The organism is Pseudomonas sp. BF-R-26 (assembly GCF_019947395.1).
GTDB lineage: Bacteria > Pseudomonadota > Gammaproteobacteria > Pseudomonadales > Pseudomonadaceae > Aquipseudomonas > Aquipseudomonas farris.
Window position 1 is genome coordinate 247,302 of the sequence record NZ_JAGYGK010000007.1, and the last position, 11,445, is coordinate 258,746.

The window sequence follows — 11,445 nt, forward strand, 5'->3', positions numbered from 1 at the left end:
TCACTGCAAAGTTTCTAGGCGGCCAGACACAAAGCCCTGGTGGTTTTGTCGTCGATTTCGATCCAGAAGGGAACGATACTTTTGTTATCAATAAGCCGCGGCGGAGAAATCCTTTGCGTATTGACCCCCATCCGTTTCAGCAGGCGCTCATTCCCAACAGCAGTAAACGCGATCAATCGAAACGCCCCCTTTGAGCGTGCAACATCAATCACTTCCTTCACTAACTTCACCGTGTTTTTCCAGGCTTGCTCAGCACTCAATACCTGGCCTTTCGGCTTGCTGATGGCGAAACGGGAAAGTTCCCATATGTCTGGAGAGAACGGCAGCGGGCTGCCTTCCATTAGATGAGGGAATACATCGCCTAACAGGTAGGGACGATTAGTAGGAATCAACCGGGCACAACCAAATATCTCATGGTTATTATCACAGGCCAGAACATACACCGTATCAGGACGATCAAAAGCGTCTAACTCAACACCGTTTTCACAGCGTAAAGGCCAGCCTAACTCTTTAACGAATACCTCATACCTATATTTAGCGAGCGCGGATGCCATCCCTGGCAAAAGATCACTAACAGTCCCTGTTACAGCAGTCAGCATAACAACCACCTAGCAAATGTTATTTCGCCAGTACAACAAACCGAGACCTATGTTAGTAGCTGCCCGAATGGGCAGGTAATTAAAGTGACATCCCATGACGAGCAGCACTGATCGCTAAATGATGATTAACCTGCCCTCACCGATGAGTTGAAAATGGTGACATCTTTGTATCGAAGGTAAAAAACACCAGACACTTCAAATCCCCGCTTTTCTAGCACTTTCGTACCAAAAAACATATGAAACAACTGATCTTTTCTCACAGACTTGACACTCCGGCGCCCTTGCGAGGCATTCACCTGTGCAACGGCACCTTAACGGGCGTGGTGTTGCCATTGTATTAACGAAATTACAATTCAGGCGATCCTTCCGGCAGCGCTTCGATCCTGTATGATAAGCCCCCGCTCTTCTCACTAAGAGCGCTGACCACGGAAGGTAATGTTGGTGAATGACTGGCGCGAAGATTTCATGGATTTGGTTTCTGGCTGCACTTCTGCAAATGAATTATTCAACAAACTGATTAAAATAACTTTAAACTTGGGTTTCGAGTTTTGTTCCTATGGACTAAAAACTCACTCACCGTTAGCCCCTACGCAATATTTTCTACTTTCAAACTACCCCAGCGCCTGGGAGAAAAAATACGTAGCCGAAGATTATTTTTCTCAAGACCCTACCGTTGAACACGGGCTGACGCGCTCCATTCCCATGCGCTGGTCCGCGGAACAACAAAGTCAAAGCCTGGCATTCTGGGAAGAAGCGCGACATTACAACCTAAATCATGGTTGGTGCCTTTCTTCGCAACGCGAATACAACACTATTGGCTTACTCTCTGTTTCCCGCTCCGGTGAACATATCTCCACCGCAGAGCTGGAGAGCAAAGAGACCAAATTAATGTGGTTGACTCAGTTAGCGCATGAGTCCATGACGCGTTTTTTTGCTGACAGCCCCATACCTGAAAAGTACAAGCCACTGACCGCACGCGAAAAAGAAACCCTGAAATGGACGGCCATGGGAAAAACTTATGTCGAAATCAGCATTATTCTCAATATCGACACGCGAACCGTGAAATTTCATCTGGTCAATTCCATGCGCAAACTCCAAGCCTCGAACAAAGCCGAAGCAGCGGTCAAAGCATCCTTGATGGGTTTGCTGTTCTAAGCCAGTCGTTCCGGCCGGTGCGATTGCATTGAGGCGCGAGGGGCTGGGGCGCCGTGATCGACTTGATCCTGACAGAGGAATCCATCGATCGTAGTATGCTCGTTGCCCCGTTCGGCCAACCGTTGAAGACCAGAGCGGTCTATGCGTTATGCCCGCAACTCTCGGCCACTTCGCATCTGGAATGCTTGCCGATCATGCAATGGTTCGCCCGGCAGGCCGAACAGGGCACAGTTAGCCCCATGAGGCCGCCCCAGCAGCAGGAAGGAAGCGGGTCAGAGCAGCAGTTCTTCACGCTTGAGATCGCCAATCATCGCCCTCTCCTCCAAACACTCATCCAGGAAACTCACCACCGTCCCCATGCAGGCGACCCGCTCCTCGACATGAGGCATATGGCTGGAGTTCTGGAACAACGCCCAACGCACGTTCGGGATCTGCTCCAGATAAGGTCTGACCACCGTCGGTGTTGCTTCATCGTAGCGACCGGAGATCACTAGCGTCGGCACGTTGATATGCCGCAAGCGGTCGACAATGGTCCAGTCTTTCAGGCTGCCTATCACATGAAATTCCGTCGGCCCGCTCATGGCATGGTAAACGGTGGGATCGGCATCGACCTGGGCAAAAGTACGTGCCACCTCATCAGGCCAGGGAAGGACGCGACACACATGGTTGTCGTAAAAAACCCTCGAAGCGTCCTGATAGGCGACCGCTTGAAAATCCCCTGCCCGTTCGTGTTCAAGCAATGTTTCATGTACGCCGGCAGGCAGTAACTGACGTAAACGGTTGGCTTCCTCAACCCAGACGCGCATATCCGAAGGCGAATTGGCGGCGATCAAGGCCCGTAGCCCCGCAGGTTGCCGTACGGCGTGCTCACTGGCGAGCATGCCGCCCCAGGATTGCCCCAGCAGCGCGTAGTTGTCGCTGATTTCCAGATGATCCAGCAGGTTGTCCAGTTCATCGAGAAACAGCGCTACGTTCCAGAACGAGGCATCTTTTTCCGGCAGGTGGGTCGAGCGACCGTTACCCAGTTGATCGTAATGAACCACTGGATAGCCACTCGCGGCGATGTCCTTGAAAGCGTCGACGTAATCATGCGTGCAGCCCGGGCCGCCATGCAGAATCACCAGCGGCGTGTTTTTACCGTCGAAGTGACCCGTGACGCGGTACCAGGTCTGATAAGGACCAAAAGGTGCGAAGCCTTCGCGTATTCCGATAGATTCCATTTCTGTTTGCCGCCCCTGAAAAACTGTACGGCACACGATACCGGGATCAGATTTTCGAAATAACTAGAGAAACAAATAGGTTTCTGCCCTATTTCAGCTATCGAGCAATCGATAGTGGGTAGCCCGAACCACGGCCTGGACCCGATTCTTGGCCCCGAGTTTATGCATGGCCGAGGTCAGGTGGAGGCTGATGGTGGCCAATGAGCGATTCAGTTGGCTGGCAATCTCGGCGGCGGTCAGGCCCTCTGCCGCCCATTTAAGGCACTCGCGTTCACGTTTGGTCAGGTGAATGGGAGGCGTGTGAGCCTCTTTGCCAAGCAACGGATAGGCCGCTTCCTGCAAGGCATGGGAAATCAGGCTGAAATCCGCCAGGGTCCGCCGGGCATCGCACAGGACACTGCTGCTGGCGGTACGCAGCCCGGTCAAGGAGGCAAAGCCGCCTCTGGGCAGATGAATCGGGACCGACACACCACAAGTCATCTGCGCGTCTTCCAGATAATTCACCACTGGCGCATGGCACTGACTGATGACCGGCTCCAGCACGGTGTCAGTCCCGGGTTTGTAAGACCAGACAAAGGGTGAAACACAATTGAGTGCTACCTGCTGGACAGGGTCGATCTGGTAGTAACCCTCTGCACACCAACGCGCATGCCAATCGGCTGGAGTCTTGCGCAGTTTGAGCACCGCGGGCGTGATCAACTTGCCTTCATGGTCCATCGGCACCGGGCTGTAGTCGTACACCAAGGCATCAAAGCCCAGCTCCTCGGCCAACAGCAAGGCGTTGTCCATCAGCTCATCCAGGCTCTTGCCCGACACCAGACGGGGATTGAGGTCTGATAGCTTCGTCTGCATCCATTGCCCTCCCTAATTAATTTCAATCCTGAAATTCAGCACGTAGAATGCCACGCCTCGGCGAGGGACTGCCAGACCAAACCTATAACAAATACTAGCTTTTGGGCACATGACTTACTCAGTAAGGTAGGCCATTTAGTTTGCCTGCGAACCGGTCAGCATCATAAAGGGAGAGTTGCGATGTGGCGTGAAATCGAGCCGGACCAGCACTATAACGTCGAGGTCGATGGCCACAATCTGGTGGTTTATAGCTTTGGCGAGGGCGATGAGGTCCTGCTGTGCCTCAATGGAGGCCCGGGGCTTCCCTGCGATTATCTGCGTGACGCCCATGGCTGGCTCAAGGACAAGGGGTTGCGCGTTGTCGCCTTCGACCAACTTGGCACCGGGGCGTCTGACAGACCCGAAGACCCATCTCTGTGGGACATCACCCGTTATGTCGCTGAGGTGGAAACCGTCCGTCAGGCCCTCAACCTGGGCCGGGTGCACTTGCTGGGGCACTCCTGGGGCGGCTGGCTGGCGATCGAATACGCCATTTACCACCCTCACGCACTCAAAACCCTGATTCTGGAAAACACGGTAGGCGATATCCCCCACCTGTCTCAGGAATTGGAGCGTCTGCGTGGCGCACTGGGCAGCGAAACCGTGGCCATGATGCAACGCCATGAAGCCACGGGCACCCTCGATCACCCGCAATACCAAGCGGCGATCACCCTCCTCAACTATCGCCACGTCTGCCGCCTGGACGAGTGGCCGGCACCGGTCACGCGCTCTCTGGGCGACTGGAACATGGGGCCCTACACAACCATGCAGGGGCCGAATGAGTTTCTCTACGTCGGCAACCTGAAAAACTGGAACCGTCTGCAGGAAATGGCCGACTTCACCATGCCGGTATTAATTACCACCGGCCAACACGACGAACTGACGCCGGCCTGTGCAATGCGCATGAAAATGGCGCTCAAGGATGCTGCACTGCATGTGTTCCCCAACAGCAGCCATATGCCCTTCTACGAAGAACCTCACGCCTACTTTCCGGTGTTGCTGGATTTCCTCCAGCGGCACCGAGGTTAGTCGATGAATCTGTCGCGTTACCGTTTCATCCTGTCACGGCCCCTGCAACTGCTGCCGGTGCTGTTCGGCATCAGTCTCATCACGTTTGTGCTAGTGCGCTCGATTCCCGGCGACCCGGCGCGCGCCCTGCTCGGCTCGCGCAGTACGCCGGAGGGGCTGCTCAGGGTTCGCGCTCAGTTCGGCCTCGATCAGCCGCTGTGGATGCAGTACTTCTACTTCCTGAAAAACCTGTTCAACGGCGATCTTGGCCAGTCATTGCTGTACAAGGTCGACGCCTTGAAGCTGATCAGCACACGCATCGAGCCCACGCTGTTTCTGGTGCTTGGCAGTGTGCTGCTGGCAATGTTGATCGCGGTGCCGCTGGCCACCGTTGCGGCCCGCAACAAGGGTGGCTGGGGCGACAACCTGATCCGCCTGTTCACCACCGCCGGGCTCGGCATGCCGGCGTTCTGGCTGGGGATCATGTTGATCCTGCTATTCAGTGTGCAACTGGGCTGGTTCCCGGTTTCCGGCTACGGCCGCTCCTGGCTGGACAAACTGCACCACATGGTCCTGCCCTGCCTGACCATTGCCCTGGCGTTATCGGCAGTGTTGGTACGCAATCTGCGGGCAAGCATGTTGATGGAGTTGCAAGCCGACCATGTCACGGCAGCCCGGGCTCGCGGCCTGCCTGAGGACGCGGTGTTTCGTCGCCATGTACTGCCCAACTCGCTCGTACCCGCCGTCAACCTGCTGGCGGTGAACATCGGCTGGCTGATCAGCGGCACAGTGGTCATCGAGAGTCTGTTCGCCATTCCCGGGATCGGCCAGCTATTGGTCCGGGGCATCTTCACCCGTGACTATATGGTGGTCCAGGGCGTGGCAATGGTGCTGGCCTGCGCCACCGTGGCGGTAAACTTCCTCGCTGATGTGATCACGGTAGCCATCGATCCACGGGTGAAAATCCGATGAGCAGTCAGGCAACGACGGCCCCCCGACTGAACCTGCGCCTGGGTTTGCGCAACCCTCGATTGGCAATGGGATTGGGCCTGGCAATCCTGCTCGGCTGGCTGGTGCTGGCGATCTTCGCGCCCTGGATCGCGCCCTTTGATCCAATCGCCCAGAACACTGATATTCGCCTGCTGGCCCCGCATCTGGCCCACCCGTTCGGCACTGACAATTTCGGCCGCGACGTCTTGTCTCGAGTGATCTGGTCGGCCCGCATCGATTTGCAGCTGGCAGTGATCGGGGTCATTTTTCCGTTTCTGATCGGCACCTGTGTCGGGGCCTTGTCCGGCTATATCGGCGGGCGTTTCGATACGTTCTGCATGCGCCTGATCGATATCATCCTGGCCTTCCCGTTCCTGGTGTTGATGCTGGCGATCATGGCAATCCTCGGCCCCGGCCTAATGAGTTTTTATATCGCCATGGCCCTGGTGGGCTGGGTGTCCTACGCACGGTTGATCCGCTCGCAGATCCTGATACTCAAGGAAAGTGATTTTGCCCTGGCCGCCAAAAGCCTCGGCTTCGGTCATGGGCGCATCCTGTTTAGGCACTTGCTGCCGAACGCGATGTTCGGCTCGATCGTGTTTTCCATGTCCGATGCGGTGCTGGTACTGCTCAACGGCGCAGCGGTCAGTTACCTCGGCCTCGGGGTTCAACCACCGACTGCCGAGTGGGGCACGATGGTCGCCGAAGGCCAGAGTTTCATTACTTCCGCCTGGTGGATCTGCACCTTTCCGGGATTGGCGATCGTCACCCTGGCCATGGGCTTCAGCCTACTGGCCGACGCTGTTGCCGAACACTTGGGTGAACGCTCATGAGTGCGCCCGTGCTGAAGGTCGAAGAGCTCAGCGTCATCGCCCGTAAGGGTGAGCACGAGGTAACTCTGGTGGATCGCTTGTCCTTTGACCTGGCCGAGGGTGAAGTGCTCGGACTGGTGGGGGAAAGCGGCTCCGGCAAAACCATGGCCTGTCGCGGTTTAATGAGGCTGCTGCCGTCGCCAAACCTGCGAGTCGAAGGCACAACCGTGCAGTTGGCCGGAGAAAATCTGTTGCACCTGGACGAGGCTGGCATGCGCCGCATGCGCGGGCGTCAACTGGGAATGATTTTCCAGAACCCCAGCAGCCATCTCGACCCGTTGATGCGCATCGGCGAGCAGATTGGCGAAGGTATTCGTCTGCACCAGGGTGCCAGTAAGCGCGAAGCCCGCGCCCAGGCCATCGACGTACTTCGACAAGTAGGCATTCCCGATCCGCAGCGGCGAGTCGACAGTTACCCTCACGAATTTTCCGGCGGCATGCGTCAGCGAGCGATGATCGCCGTGGCGCTGGGTTGCAACCCGAACGTGCTGATCGCCGACGAACCAACCACCGCCCTCGACGTCACAGTGCAAGCGCAAATCCTGCGCCTGCTGTTGGATCTTCGTGACCAGCGTGGCCTGTCAATTATCTTGATCACCCATGACCTGGGGGTGGTTGCCCAGACCTGCGACTCGATTGCCGTGATGTACGCCGGACGCTTGTGCGAGCACGGCAACAAACACGAGGTGCTGGCGTATCCACGCCACCCTTACACCTCTGGGTTGATCGACTGTCAGCCGGCCACCAGTCACGGTCACGCATTGCTCAAAACCATCGCCGGGCAACCGCCCCTGCTCGACGCCCTGCCCCAGGGATGTCGCTTCAATCCGCGCTGCCAGCAAACCGGCAACCAATGCACATCACTGATGCCGAGTTTGCAGCCCGTCACCCATGGACACCGCATCGCTTGCCATTACCCCTTGGCCGTCGGAGACCGCTCATGACCCTGCTCGAGGTCAAGGATCTGCACGTGCGCTTCGCCGCTCCGGGCACTGGTTTGCTGGGCATGAACCGGCAATGGCTGACAGCGGTCAACGGCGTTTCGCTGACCCTCTCGGCCGGAGAAACGCTCGGGCTGGTCGGCGAGTCGGGCAGTGGCAAAAGCAGCTTGGGACGGGCGATCCTGCACCTTAACGAGATCTACGCCGGGCAGGTGCTGTTCGATGGCGTCGACATGGCCCATGCCGGGAAGATCGATATCGAGCGGCTGCGTCATGAGACGGCGATGGTTTTTCAAGACCCTTACGCCGCCCTCAACCCACGCCTGAGCATCGGCCAGACCCTGGCGGAAGTGCTCCGGGTACAACGCAAGGTTCCGGAGCCACTGATTGCCGCCCGAGTCGATGAACTGCTGACCCTGGTCGGTCTGCGCCCCGAATTGGCCGCCCGCAAACCGCACGCCTTGAGCGGCGGCCAATGCCAGCGTGTCGGGATCGCCCGCGCGCTGGCCGTGGAGCCGCGCCTGATCGTCGCCGATGAATGCGTGGCCGCGCTGGACGTGTCCATCCAGGGGCAGATCATCAACCTGCTACTGGAGCTGCGCCAGCGCATGAATCTGGCGATTGTGTTCATTGCCCATGATCTGGCGATCGTTCGCCGGCTCTGTGATCGGGTGGCGGTGATGTACCTGGGCAAGATCGTCGAAGAAGGCCCCGTGGAGGAAGTATTTCGCGCCCCGCGACATCCTTATACCGCCGCGCTGATCCAGTCGATTCCGGAAATCGACCCGACCCGGGCACTGCCCACCGACCCTTTGCCCGGAGAACCGCCCAGCCCTTTGCAGCTGCCATCCGGCTGCGCTTTTCACCCGCGCTGTCGCTACGTTCGTCCCACTTGTAGCCAAGTGGCGCCCCCTACCCGTCAACTCGACGCTCGCCGTTATGACTGCGTGCTCGAGGAGCCTCTGTTTTAAAAAACCACGTACTCATCAAGAAGGAGTTTGACCATGAGATCCAGGCATTTGAAATTGCTCGCCGCCGCCACATTGACCGCTTGCACCCTTGCCAGCGGTATTGCTCAGGCGGCGGGTGTACTCACCATCGGTTGCCGTGAAGAAAGCACCACGTTCGACCCGATCAAGAGTGCGCAAAACCGCGATACCTGGGTGTTTTCCAATGTCTACGACACACTGATCCGGGTCGACAAGGCCGGTAGCAAGATGGAACCCGGCCTGGCTGAAAGCTGGAAAGTCTCCGACGATGGCCTGACCTACACCTTCAAAATGCGCGCGGCGAAGTTCTCCGATGGCTCGCCGATCACGGCCGATGATGCGGCATTCAGTCTGTTGCGCACTCGCGATAACAAGGCCTCGCTGTGGAGCGATGCCTACAAACTGATCGACACGGCGAAAGCGGCCGACCCGCGTACCCTGGTCGTCACCCTGACCACCCCATCGGTACCGTTCCTCTCGCAACTGGCCTCGCCGACCGTGTCGGTTCTCTCGCAGAAGGCCATGACCCGCATGGGCGAAGATGCCTATGCGCAAGAGCCTGTGGTCTCAGGGGCATTTTTTGTCAAAGAGTGGCTGCGCGGCGACCGCGTGAAGCTGGAGAAGAACCCGCATTTCTGGCAGGCCGACAAAGTCAGCCTGGATGGCGTGGAGTGGATTTCCATCCCTGACGACAATACCCGGATGCTCAAGGTGCAGGCAGGTGAGCTGGACTCAGCGATCTTCGTACCGTTTTCGCGAGTCGACGCGCTGCGCAAGGATCCCAACCTGACTATCCACTCCGACCCTTCCACTCGGGAAGATCACCTGTTGATCAACCATGAGCACGGTCTGCTGAGCAAGCCTGAAGTACGTCAGGCACTGGACATGGCGATCAACAAAAAATCGGTGGTCGATACCGTCACCTTTGGCCATGGCCAGGAGGCTTACTCCTACATTCCCAAGGGCTCGCTTTACCACTACGCCGACAACTTGAAGCGTCCATTCGACCCGGCCAAAGCCAAGCAGATGCTGAGCGATGCCGGCGCAGCGGGCATGAAGCTGAACTATGTGGTCAACGCTGGCAACGAAGCCGATGAGCAGATTGCCGTGCTGGTTCAGCAGCAACTGGCGGCCGTCGGTGTGACCGCCACCCTGCAAAAGGTCGACCCCACCCAGAGCTGGCAGATGTTGGTCGACGGTGACTACGACCTGTCCGTGATGTACTGGACCAACGACATCCTCGACCCGGACCAGAAGACCACCTTCGTTCTGGGCCACGACACCAACATGAACTACATGACCCGCTACAAGAACGATAAGGTCAAGAATCTGGTGTCGGCTGCCCGGATCGAAGCGGACCCGATCAAGCGTGAACAGATGTACGTCGACTTGCAGAAGGTCGCCAAACAGGACGTCAACTGGATCGACCTTTACTACAGCCCGTACATCAACATTTCACGCAAGAACATAGAAAACTTCCAGCAAAACCCACTGGGGCGCTTCTCTCTTGAGGAAACGGTGAAGAACTGAGCAATCGTTGTGCTGAAGTGATCCAGGAATGGCCCGAAAGGACTTTTTTGGCAAAAAAATGGAGCTCTTTTCAGAGCTCCATTTTTAATGCCTGGAGCAGGTACTAGAAACCCACATCCAGCACCTTGTTCAGATCCACAGAAATCATGGCAAGGGTCGAGCAGGTGACACGATAATTTTCACGTTGTGTTCCTTGTTGTTGACCAATTCCTCAAAGCCCTGCCCGACGATCTGCTCCAGCTGAATACGCCCGGTTACCAGCGGCGTGATGTCCAGCCGGCCGTCGGCAATAAAGGCAATCACATCGGCGAACTCACCGTTGTAGGCGAGCGCACCCAGCACCTGTTTTTCGGTGGCGACCAGTTCGAAGAAGTTGAACTCACTGGGTTCCTCGAAGATGCCCACCAGCACACACATGCCGGCCTTGCGGATGAGGTCGATAGCGAGCTTGGCCGTGTGTTTGTTGCCGATGCATTCGAAGCTGACATCCGCCCCAAGTCCGCCGGTCAGCCGCCGCACCTCTGCCAGAGCGTCGCATTCATTGGGGTCTAGCACATGACTCGCCCCTACCTCCAGAGCCTTGGCCTTGCGCGCTCCTGACATTTCCAGGGCGATGACCTGCGCCGCTCCAGCAGCCTTGGCACACATGATGGTGCACAGGCCGATAGTGCCCGCGCCAACCACCACCACATTTTTCCCCAGCAAACTTCCGGCCTTTTTCACCGCGTGCATGCCCACTGCCAACGGTTCAATCAACGCCCCGGCTTCAGCGGGAAAGTTGGCCGGCAACTTGTAAAGCAGATTGGCCGGCACGTTGACCAACTCAGCGAACGCACCGTTGTTCATCAGCCCGGTGAAGGCCAGGTTCTCGCAAATGTTGTACAACCCATGGGTGCAGTAATAACACGTGCCACAGTGCTGACAGGCATCGGCTGCCACCGGTTCGCCAACGTTGAACCCCTGGACACCGGCTCCGATTTCGACGATCTCGCCACAGAACTCGTGACCGAGAATGCACTGCCCCTTGATCCCGGTCAGCGGGTGCGGCGCATCCACCGGGATGAACACCGGCCCGGCCACGTATTCATGCAGGTCGGAGCCGCAAATACCGCACCATTGCACACGAATCTGGACCCAGCCCGCGGGTGGCGACACGGGCAACGGAACGTCTTCGACACGGATATCGTGACGGCCATGCCAGACAGCGGCACGCATGCTGCGGGTCGGGTTAATTAAAAGGCTCATGCTGG

General features: G+C 57.4%; 11 protein-coding genes. 7 read left to right on the forward strand and 4 right to left on the reverse strand.

The window, feature by feature from the left end; genetic code table 11:
- Positions 1–14: 14 nt before the first annotated feature.
- A complete protein-coding gene (locus KGB18_RS12565; protein ID WP_187326454.1) occupies positions 15–599 on the reverse strand; it encodes an acyl-homoserine-lactone synthase in 585 nt (194 codons plus the stop codon).
- A 441-nt stretch (positions 600–1,040) separates the two neighbouring features.
- Between KGB18_RS12565 and KGB18_RS12570 the strand changes: the two genes are divergently transcribed.
- Positions 1,041–1,754 carry an autoinducer binding domain-containing protein gene (locus tag KGB18_RS12570; RefSeq protein WP_223570007.1) on the forward strand — a complete coding sequence of 238 codons (714 nt, stop codon included), beginning with the start codon at positions 1,041–1,043 and terminating at the stop codon, positions 1,752–1,754.
- 272 nt (positions 1,755–2,026) lie between these two features.
- Here KGB18_RS12570 and KGB18_RS12575 read toward each other — a convergent pair whose 3' ends face one another.
- Both KGB18_RS12575 and KGB18_RS12580 read right to left on the reverse strand, forming a co-directional pair.
- On the reverse strand, positions 2,027–2,974 hold the full coding sequence (locus KGB18_RS12575) for a proline iminopeptidase-family hydrolase (RefSeq protein WP_223570008.1): 948 nt from the start codon (positions 2,972–2,974) through the stop codon (positions 2,027–2,029).
- A gap of 93 nt (positions 2,975–3,067) precedes the next feature.
- The gene (locus tag KGB18_RS12580) at positions 3,068–3,826 is read right to left on the reverse strand and encodes a LuxR family transcriptional regulator (protein ID WP_123721755.1); all 759 of its coding nucleotides are present in this window, start codon (positions 3,824–3,826) and stop codon (positions 3,068–3,070) included.
- 180 nt (positions 3,827–4,006) lie between these two features.
- Between KGB18_RS12580 and KGB18_RS12585 the strand changes: the two genes are divergently transcribed.
- Genes KGB18_RS12585 through KGB18_RS12610 form a run of 6 tightly spaced genes read left to right on the forward strand, consistent with a single transcriptional unit; the run spans position 4,007 to position 10,195 of the window.
- Entirely contained in the window at positions 4,007–4,894 is an 888-nt protein-coding gene (locus KGB18_RS12585) for a proline iminopeptidase-family hydrolase (protein WP_201062184.1), read from the forward strand.
- A 3-nt stretch (positions 4,895–4,897) separates the two neighbouring features.
- Positions 4,898–5,845: an ABC transporter permease gene (locus tag KGB18_RS12590; RefSeq protein ID WP_123721753.1), complete on the forward strand. Its 948-nt coding sequence runs from the start codon at positions 4,898–4,900 to the stop codon at positions 5,843–5,845.
- Positions 5,842–6,696, forward strand: a complete 855-nt coding sequence (locus KGB18_RS12595) for an ABC transporter permease (RefSeq protein ID WP_123721752.1) — start codon at positions 5,842–5,844, stop codon at positions 6,694–6,696. Before KGB18_RS12590 ends, KGB18_RS12595 begins: the two co-directional genes overlap by 4 nt.
- Positions 6,693–7,679, forward strand: a complete 987-nt coding sequence (locus KGB18_RS12600; protein ID WP_223570009.1) for an ABC transporter ATP-binding protein — start codon at positions 6,693–6,695, stop codon at positions 7,677–7,679. Before KGB18_RS12595 ends, KGB18_RS12600 begins: the two co-directional genes overlap by 4 nt.
- The gene (locus tag KGB18_RS12605; protein WP_223570010.1) at positions 7,676–8,647 is read left to right on the forward strand and encodes an ABC transporter ATP-binding protein; all 972 of its coding nucleotides are present in this window, start codon (positions 7,676–7,678) and stop codon (positions 8,645–8,647) included. The genes KGB18_RS12600 and KGB18_RS12605 overlap by 4 nt, the downstream gene beginning before the upstream one ends.
- A gap of 33 nt (positions 8,648–8,680) precedes the next feature.
- Positions 8,681–10,195: an ABC transporter substrate-binding protein gene (locus KGB18_RS12610; protein WP_123721749.1), complete on the forward strand. Its 1,515-nt coding sequence runs from the start codon at positions 8,681–8,683 to the stop codon at positions 10,193–10,195.
- A gap of 144 nt (positions 10,196–10,339) precedes the next feature.
- On the opposite strand, the gene KGB18_RS12615 is transcribed toward KGB18_RS12610, so the two are convergent.
- Entirely contained in the window at positions 10,340–11,410 is a 1,071-nt protein-coding gene (locus tag KGB18_RS12615) for a 2,3-butanediol dehydrogenase (protein ID WP_223570068.1), read from the reverse strand.
- Between the last annotated feature and the right edge of the window lie 35 nt (positions 11,411–11,445).

What these genes read in the sequence shown, in the direction of transcription:
- KGB18_RS12590 (WP_123721753.1), top strand. Translation starts at nt 4,898, where the DNA reads ATGAATCTGTCGCGTTACCGTTTCATCCTGTCACGGCCCCTGCAACTG.
- KGB18_RS12585 (WP_201062184.1), top strand. Translation starts at nt 4,007, where the DNA reads ATGTGGCGTGAAATCGAGCCGGACCAGCACTATAACGTCGAGGTCGAT.
- KGB18_RS12575 (WP_223570008.1), bottom strand. Translation starts at nt 2,974, where the DNA reads ATGGAATCTATCGGAATACGCGAAGGCTTCGCACCTTTTGGTCCTTAT.
- KGB18_RS12595 (WP_123721752.1), top strand. Translation starts at nt 5,842, where the DNA reads ATGAGCAGTCAGGCAACGACGGCCCCCCGACTGAACCTGCGCCTGGGT.
- KGB18_RS12580 (WP_123721755.1), bottom strand. Translation starts at nt 3,826, where the DNA reads ATGCAGACGAAGCTATCAGACCTCAATCCCCGTCTGGTGTCGGGCAAG.
- KGB18_RS12605 (WP_223570010.1), top strand. Translation starts at nt 7,676, where the DNA reads ATGACCCTGCTCGAGGTCAAGGATCTGCACGTGCGCTTCGCCGCTCCG.
- KGB18_RS12610 (WP_123721749.1), top strand. Translation starts at nt 8,681, where the DNA reads ATGAGATCCAGGCATTTGAAATTGCTCGCCGCCGCCACATTGACCGCT.
- KGB18_RS12615 (WP_223570068.1), bottom strand. Translation starts at nt 11,410, where the DNA reads ATGCGTGCCGCTGTCTGGCATGGCCGTCACGATATCCGTGTCGAAGAC.
- KGB18_RS12565 (WP_187326454.1), bottom strand. Translation starts at nt 599, where the DNA reads ATGCTGACTGCTGTAACAGGGACTGTTAGTGATCTTTTGCCAGGGATG.
- KGB18_RS12600 (WP_223570009.1), top strand. Translation starts at nt 6,693, where the DNA reads ATGAGTGCGCCCGTGCTGAAGGTCGAAGAGCTCAGCGTCATCGCCCGT.